Annotated in this window: 18 protein-coding genes and 1 pseudogene; 11 read left to right on the top strand and 8 right to left on the bottom strand. The window is 69.9% G+C overall.

Translation table 11 applies throughout. The features are described 5' to 3' along the window. The first annotated feature begins 389 nt into the window (after positions 1-389). From P3T39_RS33525 to P3T39_RS33480, 10 genes and pseudogenes are all read left to right on the top strand, one after another. Entirely contained in the window at positions 390-1,550 is a 1,161-nt protein-coding gene (locus P3T39_RS33525; protein WP_280703046.1) for a hypothetical protein, read from the top strand. Positions 1,551-1,734: 184 nt separating this feature from the next. Next, positions 1,735-2,091, top strand: coding sequence for a hypothetical protein (locus P3T39_RS33520; protein WP_280703045.1), 357 nt, complete (start codon positions 1,735-1,737; stop codon positions 2,089-2,091). 196 nt (positions 2,092-2,287) lie between these two features. Further along, positions 2,288-2,941, top strand: a complete 654-nt coding sequence (locus P3T39_RS33515; protein WP_280703044.1) for a hypothetical protein — start codon at positions 2,288-2,290, stop codon at positions 2,939-2,941. 276 nt (positions 2,942-3,217) lie between these two features. Then, positions 3,218-4,108, top strand: a complete 891-nt coding sequence (locus P3T39_RS33510) for a hypothetical protein (RefSeq protein ID WP_280703043.1) — start codon at positions 3,218-3,220, stop codon at positions 4,106-4,108. Between the two features lie 28 nt (positions 4,109-4,136). Then, positions 4,137-4,778: a hypothetical protein gene (locus P3T39_RS33505; protein ID WP_280703042.1), complete on the top strand. Its 642-nt coding sequence runs from the start codon at positions 4,137-4,139 to the stop codon at positions 4,776-4,778. Between the two features lie 136 nt (positions 4,779-4,914). Beyond that, complete coding sequence (locus tag P3T39_RS33500; protein ID WP_280703041.1) at positions 4,915-5,166, top strand: hypothetical protein; 252 nt, start codon at positions 4,915-4,917, stop codon at positions 5,164-5,166. Between the two features lie 3 nt (positions 5,167-5,169). Then, positions 5,170-6,312, top strand: coding sequence for a conjugal transfer protein (locus P3T39_RS33495; protein WP_280703040.1), 1,143 nt, complete (start codon positions 5,170-5,172; stop codon positions 6,310-6,312). 24 nt (positions 6,313-6,336) lie between these two features. After that, entirely contained in the window at positions 6,337-6,621 is a 285-nt protein-coding gene (locus P3T39_RS33490; RefSeq protein ID WP_280703039.1) for a hypothetical protein, read from the top strand. Continuing rightward, positions 6,618-7,235 carry a hypothetical protein gene (locus tag P3T39_RS33485; RefSeq protein ID WP_280703038.1) on the top strand — a complete coding sequence of 206 codons (618 nt, stop codon included), beginning with the start codon at positions 6,618-6,620 and terminating at the stop codon, positions 7,233-7,235. The genes P3T39_RS33490 and P3T39_RS33485 overlap by 4 nt, the downstream gene beginning before the upstream one ends. Before the next feature lie 295 nt (positions 7,236-7,530). Further along, positions 7,531-8,547: pseudogene (locus P3T39_RS33480) on the top strand (C40 family peptidase); the annotation flags it as partial. 211 nt (positions 8,548-8,758) lie between these two features. Here P3T39_RS33480 and P3T39_RS33475 read toward each other — a convergent pair. After that, on the bottom strand, positions 8,759-9,880 hold the full coding sequence (locus P3T39_RS33475; protein ID WP_280703037.1) for a hypothetical protein: 1,122 nt from the start codon (positions 9,878-9,880) through the stop codon (positions 8,759-8,761). Between the two features lie 459 nt (positions 9,881-10,339). Between P3T39_RS33475 and P3T39_RS33470 the strand changes: the two genes are divergently transcribed. Next, entirely contained in the window at positions 10,340-10,567 is a 228-nt protein-coding gene (locus tag P3T39_RS33470) for a hypothetical protein (RefSeq protein WP_280703036.1), read from the top strand. A 339-nt stretch (positions 10,568-10,906) separates the two neighbouring features. On the opposite strand, the gene P3T39_RS33465 is transcribed toward P3T39_RS33470, so the two are convergent. The 7 genes from P3T39_RS33465 to P3T39_RS33435 all read right to left on the bottom strand — a co-directional run bounded on the left by P3T39_RS33465 (position 10,907) and on the right by P3T39_RS33435 (position 14,364). After that, positions 10,907-11,134, bottom strand: a complete 228-nt coding sequence (locus P3T39_RS33465) for a serine protease inhibitor (protein ID WP_280703035.1) — start codon at positions 11,132-11,134, stop codon at positions 10,907-10,909. Positions 11,135-11,174: 40 nt separating this feature from the next. Further along, complete coding sequence (locus P3T39_RS33460) at positions 11,175-12,143, bottom strand: hypothetical protein (protein ID WP_280703034.1); 969 nt, start codon at positions 12,141-12,143, stop codon at positions 11,175-11,177. A 3-nt stretch (positions 12,144-12,146) separates the two neighbouring features. Continuing rightward, positions 12,147-12,344, bottom strand: a complete 198-nt coding sequence (locus P3T39_RS33455; protein WP_280703033.1) for a hypothetical protein — start codon at positions 12,342-12,344, stop codon at positions 12,147-12,149. Positions 12,345-12,422: 78 nt separating this feature from the next. Further along, the gene (locus P3T39_RS33450) at positions 12,423-12,833 is read right to left on the bottom strand and encodes a hypothetical protein (RefSeq protein ID WP_280703032.1); all 411 of its coding nucleotides are present in this window, start codon (positions 12,831-12,833) and stop codon (positions 12,423-12,425) included. Positions 12,834-12,949: 116 nt separating this feature from the next. Then, complete coding sequence (locus P3T39_RS33445) at positions 12,950-13,471, bottom strand: hypothetical protein (protein WP_280703031.1); 522 nt, start codon at positions 13,469-13,471, stop codon at positions 12,950-12,952. Between the two features lie 66 nt (positions 13,472-13,537). Beyond that, the gene (locus P3T39_RS33440; protein ID WP_280703030.1) at positions 13,538-13,978 is read right to left on the bottom strand and encodes a hypothetical protein; all 441 of its coding nucleotides are present in this window, start codon (positions 13,976-13,978) and stop codon (positions 13,538-13,540) included. A 56-nt stretch (positions 13,979-14,034) separates the two neighbouring features. Then, on the bottom strand, positions 14,035-14,364 hold the full coding sequence (locus tag P3T39_RS33435; protein WP_280703029.1) for a hypothetical protein: 330 nt from the start codon (positions 14,362-14,364) through the stop codon (positions 14,035-14,037). Positions 14,365-14,471: the final 107 nt, after the last annotated feature.

Genomic DNA, 14,471 nt, shown 5'->3' with positions numbered 1-14,471 from the left:
AAACTGCTGAACCAGGCGCGACAGCGGCCCTGATGTGTCTGCTGAACCACATGAAAGCCGCAGGTCGTCATCCCGGCCTGGGGTGATTCCCTACACCCAGTCAGCGCTTGCTAGAGGGGTCAGAGCATGAAAGTGGCCGACACCCTCAGTCCGCTCGCGCGGGTGGCACGGGTGCCGGCCCCAGAACACCCCACGAAGGAAGCGCGTGGGTCAGCGTAGCGGATCCAGCGGGCCGGATCTGGGCATGAACGCCGCTATCTCTCCGTCCTTGGACCGGGCGATGCCAACACACCCGGAGAATAAGGTGCGATACGGTTTTATCTGCCGGACGGGTCGTCGCCGGACCGGCCCTTCCAGCCGGAAGAGCGTCAATCGCCGAAGGGGTGGCCATGATCCGCGCCGATCGAAGGGATCTCGCGCGCACGGTGGCGGAACTTGCCGATGACTGGCAGATGAGCCTGCCGATGTTCCGAAAGAAGAAGATCCACCAGGCGCCCGGGTTTCCATCACCCGTCACGTCGGCGCCGGTGAAGCCGACACTCTGGGACGGCGGGCAGACCGATGCCTATCGCGCCGGCCGGGAGATCCCGGAGCTCGGGCCCGCGGGGCCGAGCGACCTTCTCGACCGGTATGAGGTCGCGGCGCTGCTCCACATCGACGTCCGCTCCTGGGACAAGTACCACAGCGACCTCTACGCGCCCGGCAACACGGCAGGCCTGCCCGAGGTGCCCGCCTCGGTGGACGTCTGCGGCGTCCTGCACTGGCCCAAGGGGCCGGTGCAGGAATGGGACGCGCTGCGCAGCGGCGGGGGAGCAGGTGGCCGGCCCCTTGGGAGCGTGGACCTGATCCCGCGCGAGGAGATCCGTCCTCGCGCGGCCGCGCTGCTTGCGGGCAATCCGCGGACCACGGCGGAGGCGCTGGCCCGGGCGCTCGGGATTCATCCGGAGACGGCCCGCGAGGTGCTGGCCGTGGTCCGGACCGAGGTGATCGCACGTCACGTGCTGGAGCACGGTGAGGAGCAGGCCGAGCTCGTCCAGGAGCAGACCGGCGTGCCTGTCTGGGCGCTCTCGCGGCTTCTGCCCGATGCGCTCGACCGCGTCGCGGAGCAGAACCTCCGGGCGGTGCGGGTGTACGGCGAAGCCGTCTGTAGGAAGGTGACCGGCGGCACGGACCGGCTGCGGTGGTCGGCCGGTGTGGGCGGCCTGGGGCAGTTGGCGATCGACCTCCCCTCACCGGCGGCGGACCGGCCCGCGGTGCTGCTGTGGGATGCGCGCTGGGGCTGGGCGACTGCCCTGGACGTGGGTGAGGCTGCGGCATTCCGGTCGTCGGCTGACGATCTGTCGGTGGATTCGCCGGAGTCGGATGGCCTGCGCTACCGGGGGTCGCGCCTGGTTCCGGCCCCGGCCGAGGTCGAGGCCGCGCTGGGTGGCCGGGGTCGCGCGCGCCCGGCCCGGACAGCTGTGACTCCTCAGCGGCTGCGCGAGGTGGCCGCCCTGCTGGCGGGCTACCTGCCCGGCGAAGAGCGTATCGGCGCCTACCTGCCGTCGTAGCCCGTCGCCGGGCCCGGTGCCGCTGGTGTGGTGCCGTGGCCCACCCGCATCGGTAGCCCATTCTGGTGGCGTTTCACGTTGCATGGCAGACATGGGTATAAATCAAGCGATACAGTTTTCTTGCTCGGGAAGTGGCACCCCGCGGCACCCAGAACACCCTCCTCACCAAAGGAGACGCACCACCATGTCCCAGCACGAGCAGACCATCACCGCCCAGGTCGGCGACCTCGTCCTCATCGAGCGGCGCACCGTCGGCCACGGCACCCACTACGAAATCGGCACGGTCACCCAGACCGGCCGCACCGGCCAGGTGACGGCCTTCCAGATCCCGTACACCGTCGACGGCGCCACCGGGAAGGACATCCGCGCCGAGAACCTCGCCGCTGGCTCCCGCGTGATGTGCGCCCTGGCGGCCCGCCGATACGACGTCACCTCCGCGCTGCGCGCCTACCAGGAGCGCCGCAGCGGCAGCAGCTTCTACACCGCTCCCCTTGCGACCCTGCAGGACGCCGACCAGTTCCTCGCCCGGTACCTGCGCTGACGGGGAACCTCAGGACCGCACAGCCCGGCCGGCCAGGAGCACCGAGAGCTGCACAGCCGGCTGGGCATCCGGCGCCAACGACAACGCGGCAGAGCGGTCAGGGCACATACTGGCCACGCCCTGCTGAACGGGTGGAACGCCCGGGCACGCCCTGACTGGCGGCCGCCAGCGCTCCCCCTGCTTAGAGAGGACGATCATGGACATCACCGACGGGCAGGACCTGCCCAACCCGAGGCACATCAGTGCAGCCGACCTCGGCCGGGTACTGCTGAACGTGGGCGAGATCGGTCCGGAGCTGACGGCGCACCCGGTCACACCGGAGCTCCGCCTCGCCCAGCTGCGCCGCGTGCGCGGCCTGGCCGCGTTCGTCGGCGAGGCCGCAGGGCACCTCAGCCGCACCATCGCCCCCGACGACCAGGCGGACAACTCCATGACCGACGACGGCATCCCGAGCTACGACCAGGCATACGCACAAGCCCCCGAGCTGGACGTCGAAATCGGCACCCTCGCCCGCATGCGCGCGGACCTGGACCCTACGCATCGGCCGGCCCACTACCCGCCGGTGTCGACGTACGAGAGGCGCGAGATCCTGCTGCGCCATGCCGCCGCCGACGACCGGGTCCTGCACCAGCAGCTCACCTCGGGCACCGCGGACGAGGCGTCTTTCCTGCGCGCCGAATCGAGCGCGGACCTCCTTCTGCAGCACGACCTGGACCACGCGGACGGGACGGCCGGCCCCTATGGGCCGGACTGCGCCCGGTGGCGTCGGCCCGAGGGCGCCCTCGAGTACGTCCGCCAGGAGTACCTGGCCTGGCTCACCCGGCCGGACGTACCCGACCTCTACGTCTGATCACCCCGGCTTGGCCCGCAACACCCCCGCGGCCCCGGACCCGCAGCAGCGGTCCGGGGCCGCGCTGTGTCTTCGGGGCGATCGGGTGACGGAGCCCGGCGCGACGTCGTCTCCCCAGGGGCTTGCCCAGGGTCGGTAAGGCTTGCCCGCCCAGGCTTGCCCAGCCCGATCTGAAATGGGCAAGCCTGTGAGCTGGGCTTTTCGAGGCGCGGGCAAGCCCTTGGGCAAGCCCCGATGAGGAGAGTTCACGGCACGAGATCCGAAAGGAGCTGTGCCGTGGAGCTGCAACACCCCGCCCGGAATGCCGGCGGAATCTTCAGCCGTCTGGATGCCGACTGGGCGGAACTGTGCGCGGACGCCTCCGTGCGGGCCGCTGCGACCGGCTGGCTGACGGCCGATCACCTGGCCGCCGAGGTCGCTCGCGCGGTCGGCTCCTGGGTGGACGCGCTGGGCCCGGAGCAGCTGCTGGCCGCCCTGCGGCCGGGCGGCGGGCTGCTGTCGGACGCGTTGACCGACGCCGTGCTGCGCGCCCTCTTGCGGCGTGCGTGCGGCCGTGACCGGGCAGCCGCTCTCGCCGCGCGCATCGTCGTGCAGGCCATGGTCCCGGCCGCGGTCCGCATGACCCGCGGCCAGGTCCGGTCCTTCGGCGGCCGCACCTTCGACGCCGTCGGCCACCTGGTGATCGCCGCCCTGTACGAGACGGCGTGCTCCGGCCGGATCCACACCCGCCCTGGTCGGCCCGCCGCCAACCTGCTCCTCGACACGCTCGGCCGGGTCTGCCGCGACCTTGCTGCCGACCGCGAGGAGCACGGCGAGGACCTGGTCCTTGCCGAGGAGCTGGCCGACCCGACCCCCGGGCCGGCCGACTACGCCCACACCCACGCCGTTCACACCACCGCGGCCGCCGCCGGCCTCCACCCGAATCCTGTCGGCGAGCAGGAGGCGAGCTTCGCCCGGCTGGAGTTGCTGGAGCTGCTCCTGGACGCGATGGAGGCTGGCACTCTCTCGCCGGATGACGGCCGGGCCATCGCCTGGCACTACACCGCCGCCCCCGTCCCGGACGTCCAGGCCGCCGCCACGGCCGGCATCACACCGGATGCCTGGCGGCGGCGCCGCTCCCGCGCCGTCCGTGCCCTCAAAACCGCGCTGCGACCGACTGCGGCCTGACCACCCCTCATCAATCCCAGGAGAACTGATGCTGCCCACTCCCCTGCCCGGTCTTCTCCCCCTCGGTACGTCCGAGCGCCTGCTCCTGCTCGGTGCCCTCAGTTACCTCACCCTCGGACTCGCCTACCTGGCCTTCGACGGGATCAGCAGCACCTGGTCGCGCTTCCGCTGGGAGATCGGCACCGGCCCGGCCGCCACCCTGGCCGCAGCTGCCGCCTGGACCACCGTGCTCGTCCTGTGGCCGGTGCCGCTGGTGTGCCGCACGTTCCGCACACTGCGAAACCGCCCGCAGATAGGGCCCGCCGAAGAGCTGATCTGGCGCAGCACCCCGCGGCAGGCGGCGCGCGCCATCCCGGCGCAGCCAGCCATCGCCGCGGCCGAGTTGCCGGTGCCTCCGCGCTGGTTCCGCCAGGAGTACGAGGCCATCCGCAGCGTCCTGACAGAGGGCGGGGTGGTCACCGCACAGGCCCGGGCCCTGGGCCTGGTCGACGCCAGTGCCCTTGCCTTCGGCCCCGGTCACCCCTTCACCGCCTACGCCTGGGATCTCCTCGCCCACACCGCCCGCGCCGAGCAGCAGCCTGGTGATCCGCGCCACGAGCAGACGTCTGCCGACAGCCACAGCGTGTACTGCTGCCCGGGATGCCCGGCCGCCACAGCGGTGGCGCGGTGAACGGCCTCCTCGCCCAGCCCGTGCGAACCGCCTCTTTCTCCCGTGCGCGCTCCCAGCCGGGTCGCCCGATGCCCCGGCGCCGCACTCTCCCGGCCACGGCCACCTCCACTCCGACCTTCGAAAGGAACGACCCCTCATGACCACCACCCGCCTCGACGCCGACGAGGAGCGCGTTACCCGCGCCCAGCGCCTGCTCATCCACCTCGGCGCCGCCCTGGTGCATCGCCCCTTCGACACCGACACCCACGACCGCCTGCGGGCCTTCCTCGACCAGGACGCCTCCCAGGTCCTCGCCTCGCTGCGGGTCTTGCAGCAGCGGCCCGAAGCGCAGCTGCGCAAGCGGATCGCCGAGCTGGCTGGCCACCACATCCTTCCGACTGGGCGGTGAGGCATGAAGTCCCTGCTGCGCCGTCAGGCGATGCCGCCTGCCGAGTCGAGCGGATCCGGGCAGGAGTGGATCACCGAGGACGCGCCGGAGGCGGCGGGCGGCTGGTCCTTGTCGACCGGTGCGTCTGCCAACGCGGCAGCGGTGATCCGGTGGGCGGCCTGGGGGCTGCTCGTCCTCGGCCCGCTGCTCGGCGGCGCCGCCCTGTGCTCCGTCCCGACTGCGGCAGGTCCCGTCCGACCGCAGCCCGCGGCGAGCGCACCGTCCGCCGGCTCCCAGGGCGCGGCCGGGTTCGCCCAGCTCTTCGTCGCCGCCTACATCAGCGCGGGCGACGGCGACCAGGCCAAGCTCGCCGCCTACTACCCGGGCGCCACCGACGTCCGCCTGGAAGGAGCGTCCGGTCGGCGCAGCGGTGAGCAGCTGACGGTGGTTCGGCTGCGGCAGACCGATCGGGATGTGTGGTCGGTGACGGTGGCCGCCCGCATCGTCAACGCCTCCGGCACGGCCACGGTGGCTGCCGCGTCGTCGGCGGCCGAGGGGAGCAGCGGCCCGAGCGCGCAGCCGTCGGCGGCGGAGGCGGTGCGCTACTTCCAGGTGCCGGTGGCGACCGCGCCTGCCGGTGGTGGGGCGATGGGGTATGTGGCGCTGGGGATGCCGGCGGAGGTGTCCGCGCAGCCGCGCGTCCAGGTGCCGGGGTTGGTGTACGGGCCGCTGCGGCCGGCGCTGCCGAGCGATCCGCTGACCCAGGCCGCCACCGCGTTCCTCGGGGCGTACCTCACGGGCGCGGGGGAGCTGGACCGCTACCTCGCTCCGGGTACAGAGCTGACCGCGATCAGCCCGGCGCCGTACACCGGTCTGGCCGTCGACGAGCTGGCCGTCGAGGGCGAACAGGGCGGCGATGCGGTGGCCTCGGTGCCGGGCGACGGGACGCGGGTTCGGCTGCTGGTCGTGCTGCGTGCCACCGGGCGGGACGGGATGCGGGTTCCGCTGACTTACGCGCTCACCCTCCGGGCCCGAGCCGGCCGCTGGGAGATCGCCGCCCTGGACGGCGCCCCCGCCGAGGCGCCGGTGAGCAGACCTGCTACCCCGGCCGCCACCTCCCCGAGCCGTCCGGCCGCGGCCAATCCCTCTCCCACCTCTTCCTCCTGACTCAACGACACCAGGGAGTTCGTCATGCACCCCACCGTCATCCTCGCCGCTGGGTGGATCTCCACCGGGACCGGGGTCGGCAACGACCTCAAGAGCCTGATCTTCAACGTCGGTATCCCCGTGCTGTGCGGGCTGTTCGTCCTGGTCGTCGGCTGGAAGACGAAGGCGCCCGGCCCGACGATCATGGCCTGCATCATGGCCGCCATCGTCTGGGGCCTGTCGGCCAACATGTCCCTGCTCAAGGACAAGACCACCCAGGACATCACGCAGTACAACGGGCCCGCCTCCGTCCAGCAGGGTGACCGATGAGCACCGAAGCGGCTGCCCTGTCGGACGGCGAGGGCGAGCTGATCGGACGCTGCTACACCAAGGCCCGCAGCAGCCCGCTGGTCGTCGGCGTCGTCCGCGGCGGCGACGGGCGCAACCTGCGCCTGGTGGGCGGCCCGTACACGATCACCCAGCTGGGGGCGATGGTCTCCACCGTCGTCCTGCTGGTGCTGACCCGTCCGGTGTGGGGCGGGCACGGCTGGGTGGATGCGGTGGTGGTAGTCGGCGCTCCGTTCGGCGCGGCATTCGCGCTGCGGCAACTGCACATCGACGGCCGCAACCCGCTCGCGGCCATGGCCAGCGTGGCGATGATGCTCGCCGCGCCGCGTGCCGGGCGCCTGCACGGCCGGGCCTTCCGCCTGGCCCGGCCGCTGCGCTGCCACGCCCTCGCCGACATCGGCACCGCCCCGGACAGCCCGGCTGCCCATCCCGCCGACGCTCCGGCCAACGCCGTCGCCGGGCCTGCTGCCTCAGCCCGGCCGGCCCCCGAGCCCGCCGCACCTCGGGCTGCACCCCGACCGACCGCATCGGCCGGCGCCCCGGTCGCCTCCGGGGTGCAGGCCCTCCTCGCCCGCCACACCAACCTGGGGGACTGAAGCATGAGGCTGCCGATCCGGCACATCGAAGGCAACGTCATCTGGACGACGCACGGCACCTACTGGGCAATCTGGCAGGTGGCCGCCGCGAACTACTCGCACGCCCCGTCGGCAGCAAAGAAGGCGCGGCTCCAGGCGCTGGAGGCGCTGATCAAGTCGCTGGTCGGCGAGCCGATGCTGCTGAGCCTGTGCCCGCAGGTCGACCCCGTCGCCGTGGTCCGCGCCATGGTCGCCGACGTCGACCTCGAGGCAAGCCCGCGGCTCCGCTCCCGGTGGGCGCCGCGGTGGCGCCGATGGACTGCAGGGCGTCGACGGCGCGCAGGTTGCCCAGCAGGTCCAGGCGGTCCTGGCCGGCGCCACCGGCACCGTCACCGTGCCGGGCCTTTCAGAACCTGCCGAGCAGATCCCCAACGCGAAGGCCATCGTGGCAACCGGTGTCGCGATGCACATCCCCGCCCGCGGCCAGGTCATTGCACTGGCCACCGCCCTCCAGGAATCCGGGCTGCAGGACCTGTGGGGTGGCGACCTGGATTCCGTTGGTCTCTTCCAGCAACGCCCCTCCCAGGGGTGGGGCACCCGCGAGCAGATCCACGACCCCGTCTACGCCAGCACCAAGTTCTACACCGCGCTGACAGCAGTCGACGGCTGGGAGCAGCTGCCCCTGACCGTCGCCGCGCAGCGTGTGCAGCAGTCCGGTTTCCCCGACGCCTACGCCAAGCACGAGCCCCTGGCAACCACGCTGCAGCAGGCCATCGCCCCGACCTTGGCCGCGGCGCGGCCCGGCGGGGCCTGGGAAGGCGGCAGCGGGTGGGGGGACGTCGGCGGGTGCGCCGGTCAGGCGGGTGCCGGCTTCGGCGCGATCCCGCCCGGTACGCTCCCGCCCGGCTACCAGATCCCGGTCGATGTGCCGGTTGCGGTGCGCACCGCGATCCAGTGGGCGCTCGGCCAGCTGGGGACCCCGTACCAGTGGGGCGGAAGCTGCACGAATCCGCATGGCAGCGATCCGGCCGGACGATGTGACTGCTCCTCACTTGTGCAGCGCGCGTATGGAGTCGCCGGCATCCAGCTCACCCGGACCACCTACACCCAGGTCAACGAAGGGATCGCCGTACCCGTCGATGCTCTGTTGCCGGGCGACCTGGTGTTCACCCACGGCACCGCAGCCCAGCCCGAACACGTCGCCATGGTTATCGGCGCAGGACTCCTCGTCCAGGCTCCACACACCGGCGACGTGGTCAAAGTGACTGAAATCGCCCACCAGGGGACCATCCTGGCGGCACGGCGCCTGGTGACCGGCGTAGGTTCCGGTTAGATCGGTCAGTTCCGGTCGAGTTGTCATCGATCCGACGCCACCAGCGGGAAGCCGCAGGTCAGGCGTCCGAGCAACCTGTCACCCCGGCCGGTACAAGCACGATCTCCGAGGAATCGGACAGATCGGCCGGACGAATCCGCCGACAAGTCGTCCAGACGCTCGCCCCTCGCCGCAGGTCACGGCCGTTCCGGATGACAAGTCAGATCGGAACCTACAAGCGCTCAGGCGGGTGTTCGAACATCTCCAGGGCGTCCACCACGTCTTGAGTCCTGGCGATTTCACGGTTGAGGTCTCTACGGCGCCGGACGAGCTCGTCGACTTCACGCCTTCCCTCGTCCGTGATCCGCTGGGCCTCGGCCCGAGCCCTGTCGACGATGCGACACGCCTCGGTCTCCGCACCGGCGAGCATCGTCCTGACCGCCCCCTGGCAGGCACGCTCGAACTCAGCCTCGCTACTACCAGCTTGGGCGAGCGCTTCCACGCTCTCCAATGCTGTCAACACGTCTTGAACGCGGGAGATTTCACTGTCGAGATCTGCTCGGCGACGGGAAAGCGCGCCAAGTTCACGTTGGGAGTGGACGGTGATCCGCTCGGCCTCGTTCCGAGCCTCCTGGACAACGCGTCGCGCCTCGGCTCGAGCTTCTCTGAGAGCCTGGGTGTCCTCGACAATTCGTCGGGCTTCGGCCTCCGCCACGATGCGCATGTCGCGGGCATCGCGGAGCGCGCGGGTCAGCTCGTCGGCGGCCTGAGCGCGGAGTGCCTCGGCCTCGGCCTCGGCGCTGGCGCGCCGGTTCTCAATCTCTGTGAGAAGCGACTCGGCCTTGCGCCCGGCTGAGAGCAGCACTCTGGATGCGTCCGCGGACGCCTCACTCACCATCCTCGACGCTTGCACTTCTGCTTCCAACAGCAGCCTGTTGGCCTGCTCCTCCGGGTCCGTCAAGGCAGTGGACGCTGCTTCGATGCCATTGGGTTGGTCGAGGGGCGACGGCATGGGCAACGGCGGCGCAGTCTGCTGGGCCTGCTCGGCGGCCTTCCAGAGCGCCTGTAACCGGGTGGCATCGGCGTCAGGATTGCGCGCCGGGATGGAACGCAGGGTCAGAACGCGGACGACCGGCTCAAGGTTGATCCAGCGGGGGAAACCCTCTCCACGCATCAAGGTCCGAAAGCGTTCGTGGCTCATCGAGCCGCTGTAATCCTGGGCTTTGATCTGCTGACTGATCCAGCGACCACCGGGCCAGCCTGCGTCCTCATGCAGCTGGTGCAAGGCGAACAGCAGCTCACGGTGGGGCCCAGGGGGCACTTTCCGCTTATCTGGCATTTCGATGCGGGCCATCACGACCTCCGTCCGTCAACCTTCGCCAAGTTTGAAGGAGGTTGACGAGGCCGACAAGCCGACGCAGCGTCAACCTGCGTCATCCATCGACACAGTGCGCCTCCCCGCATCTCGCGCACCCCACAGTGGATTCAGTTCTGCACCCACTTGGCAACGACATGAGCGGAAGGGTTGCACCGTGGAGCCTAGGGACATGCATGTGAGCACAACCGGGACCGAGCCTGCCCTGCGTGCGGAACGCAGCAGGCTCTGGATGCGCCGGTACGGGAAAGTGGCCGTGTTCAACCTGGTCCGCGGTGCGGCTACAGCAGCCGGAACCGCTGTCGTTTCTGGCGTGATCTGGTGGGTTCAACACCACTAGACGCCGCACGCACGAGCCGCCAGACCGTGCCTCGCGGAAGCGCGCGCCGGCTTCCGCCTGGGTCGGGGCGTTCCCGCTCCGAGGGCACCCGCCCCAGCTTGGTCATCGACAGCACGGCAGCCGGCGCCCGGTGGTGGCAGAGCAAAAGAGCACCGCTCGGACTGCGTAACGTCGCGGCGAAGGCGACCGAAGAGGTCCGGGTCGTCCTACGGAAGGCGCCGCAGGACAACGAGCTGCGTGCCAAGCTCACCACTCTGGTATCCGCCGGCGGCGAAATCCTGTCCACCGTGCACAAGCACGTTCCCCCAGCGCCCAGGCGGGACTAAGGACCGCGCCGCCGCGCAGCCCAGCCTCAGCCCGCGCCTTGACCGGGGCTGGGCTGTCGGTCCGCGACGCAGGAGCGGTGCCCGGCATCTCGCACCAGCGCGTCGGCCAACTCGCACCCACCCATTGCAGTCGGCCCCGGCAGGCCGATCGCGGTCGCCGGGGCCGCGCGCTGTGAGCGGACAGGGCCACGACCGCGTTCCGCTCCCCCGGCCGGCTTCCCCGGGCCGCCAGATAACGGAATGGCAAAGTTTCGCGGCCGATGTCTGAACGGGCCGTCCGGAGCGACTTGGTCGAGATGAAGGGACTTTTCCCATCGTCGACCAGGAGGCCCGGTGTGGTCAGCCGACGCGGGGTGTCGCGCTGACCAGGCGCGTGTCCGGGTCGTACCACAGCCACACCCGGTCCGGCCTGAAGTCACACGTGATGTCGTGGTCCATCGCCACGGGCCCAACATGCAGGCCCGAATCCTCAGCCTCGATCACGGCCCTCGCCTCGTCGACGTCGACGCCGACGAGGTGGGGCCAAGAGCGCAGAGAAGCGAGATCGAAGTCGTCATCGTCCGTCATGACAGTCCCCCTCCCCACTTCTTGGCTGGCTGACGCCCGCTCAGCGCTTAGGCGATCCCGCAGAGGTGAGCTGGTCCGCGGTGAGGTCGGCTCGTCTGCGAAGGACGCGCGGCCGGTGACGGTAGCGGCCGGACTCGGGCTTCTGCTGGTCGACCGAGATCTCCACTACGACATCCGGATGCACCGGCAGGTAGGGCACCGGCGGGCTGCCGGGCAGACCGCCGACGGTGCCCGATAGCTCGGACATCGCACCAGCCGGGCGCAGCAGGTCGGCGAGCTCGGCGCGCAGCGCGCCACCGAGGGGAAGGCTGACGCCGACGGGGCGCAGTCGTCCGCGGGCGTCGGGCTGGGCGAGGACGGCGGCCTGCGCGGCGGGCGTGCGGCCGGGGACGATGCCGACGATGGCGGCGTCGACGGTGGTCCTGACGCGGTACTTCCGCCACCCGGAGCCGTAGTCGGCGAGGTAGCGGGAGGTGGTCGGCTTCAGGACGCAGCCCTCGATGGCGCCCCCGAGGGTGCCGAACCAGCGGCGGGCCTCGGTGAGGTCCTCGGTGGCTGGCAGCGGCTGGATCGCCGCGGGGCCGTTCTGCAGAAGGTCCAGGAGGTGGGCGCGACGCTCCAGGTAGGGCAGTCGGCGTAGGTCGGTCTCGTCTCCGCGGGCCAGGGCGTCGAACGCGGCGAGGTGGACGGCGAATCCGGCGCCGGGTCTCGGTCCTTTGCCGGATCGGGTCTGGAGCAGGGTGAAGGAGGCGGTGCCGTCGGGCTTCACGGCCAGTAGCTCGCCGTCCAGTACGCAGGGGGTGAGGTGGCGGGCGGCTTCGGCGACGTCGGCGAACGCGCGGGTCAGGTCGGTGCCGTGCCGGCTGTACACCCGGGGGTGGGGGCCGGCCACCACAATGGCTCTCCATCCGTCGGCCTTCGGTTCTGCAAGGCTGCCCGCGGCGCTGGTCGGCAGGTGCTCGATCGGCTTGGCGAGCGCGACCTCGATCGGGAGACGGAAGGGCGGCACGGATTACTCGGAGGAGTCGATCCGGCGCCCGGGCGCCAGACCCATGAAGAACGCGAAGGCCTGCGGTGCGGCGTCGATCATCGCCTGCTGCTCCCGCTCGGTGCTCCGGTCCTGGTCGTAGCAGTCCCAAGAGCAGCGGCCGTAGGGCGTCCAGGCGGCTGGCTGCCCGCACCCCTCGCAGATCATCGAGGCCTTCTCCACGGAGCACCTCCGGCTCGTGCTCTTCCACGGTAGATCTTCGGCTCCGGCTCCCGGCGGGCCCGGGACGGGGGTGGGGATCTAGGAGGTGGCGGCGACGCGACCGGATTCCCGCGCGGCGCTGCGCATGCAGCTGGCGAAGAGAGCGAAGCCGGTCCCCAGGGTCGAGTGGAGCGCGAGCAGGGTGTGCCAGGCGATCCTGATCTCCGGAATCTCTTCGGGGTCCTGGACGGCTCGACGCAGCGTGAAGTCCACAAGGGAGGAGAAGCTGGTCGGCGAGTCCGGGGGTACCGGCGCGCACCACTGTCGGTCGGCTTCGATGGCTGCGGTCAGAAGCTCTTCGAAGTAGCCATTCTGGAGCGTGCTGGCCAGTGTCTGGGCCAGCTGGCTGCCGACCTTGAGATGGAGCGGTCGGTCTCTGGGAGGGCCGTAGTGGTCCCGCAGCAGGTCGGCCAGGTCGTCGCGGAACCGCAGGGGGTTCAGTGTGTCCATGGGCTCAGCAATCCACGCTGGGCGGGTCAGTGCGTCCGCGACCCGCCGGGGGAGGCGGAAGTCGGACTATCGGTTGGCGGTCATCCGGCGGGGCGCGGGCCGGTCGAGCGACTGGGTCACTGCGACGCGCCGGGTGTGATGACGAGGTTCTTGATCAGTGACGCCGTCTGCGCGGGGGTCGGGCGGCCGTGCTCGGACCCGACCGACCAGCACAGCATGATGAGCAGCTGGAGCACGGCGGTGTGCCGGGCGTCGGCGGGTGCCTGCTGCCAGACCGTGTGCGCGGCCTGCCTGCCGATGCTGCGGTGCCGGGCCTGGAGTTCGAGAACCAGGGCGGTGACCGCGTCGGGCGTGGTTCGGGCGATCTGCCGCAGGCGGTCCACGCTGGCCTCCTCGGGAAGGCCGTAGACGGGGCGGGAGGAGAGCGGTCCGAGGCACACCAGGGCCACGTCCCACAGTGCATGGTCGCCGCGGCGCTCCAGCTCGGCCAGTAGCAGCTGCCCGTGCTCTGGATCGCCGGTGCGGACGGTGGCATCGGCGGCCTCGTAGACCAGGTCCTCGACGGGCAGCTGGGCCACGGCGTCCGGTGCCAGGGAGGTGGCCGAGTGGTGGAGGGACTGCAGGTGCTGATCGCTCACGCTGCGACCGTACCGCGCGGCTGCTGGCGGGGCAGGGCTGGCGGCCGGCGACGGCGGGCGTCAAATTTATCTGCGGACAACATTTAGGCAACCTTGGCGCCATTCCAGCATTCCAAGTATGTCATCACTGCTGCCCTTCACATGGCCAACCACTCCTTCGTGGGCACCATGCGAAAGAATCCATTCAATGACATCGATAGCCACGCCAAATTCGTCCTCATGAATACATTTCCTGATCGTCAACGCCCAAATGGGTCCACTTTCCACAAGTGGCCCACCCGAGGTGCGAAGCATCGCACATACATCCACCCCAGGGAAAGCATGACTGGCAATCCCACCCGCAAATACAGGGAAAGGCCCTCCCAGATCATCCCAGTTATCCAATGCACGATGGTTATTTGGCTCCTCAGGGATACACCCAAGATGCCAGCCAATCTCTTGACATGTGACAGCATCAAGATCGGCCGAGATGTCCACCGCAATAAAGAAGTCGTAATAATCGCCCATCTCTTCACCCCTTAGCCGGTGCAATAGATCAATAAATACACCCAGCCTCGAATATTTTACGCCAATCCACCGCAGAATATAGTATAGAAGTACATTAGACTATCCTCCGACCCATTCTTAAACCTCTTGAACGCCTTGCCGATTGGATCGCAGCTGCGACTCCCCGAAAGTTGAATTACGAAAGGGAACTCGTAGATTTCATGCTCGATGCGCCCAAGCCTGGAGCGCCACGACCCCTGAGAGTTGCGGACCATCACTTCCCCCACATAACACCCGAAGCCGAAAAGCGTCTCGGCAATATCCTCCAATGGAACTTCATCGCGCCGCAACTCATCCAAAATCTCATCGACCACTTGAACGCTTGGCGCGGTATAGTCGAGCTCCACACCACTCACATCTTGCGCCGCCCTAACGATGTCACTCGCAAACCGATGCGCGTTCTCTGGCCTAGCGGCATAAGCCAAGCGAATTTCCACAACTCTCCCTACAATGT

Source organism: Kitasatospora sp. GP82 (genome assembly GCF_029892105.1).
Classification (GTDB): domain Bacteria; phylum Actinomycetota; class Actinomycetes; order Streptomycetales; family Streptomycetaceae; genus Kitasatospora.
Note: the sequence above shows the minus strand (reverse complement) of the source record. Positions and strands in the feature narration are given on the sequence as shown.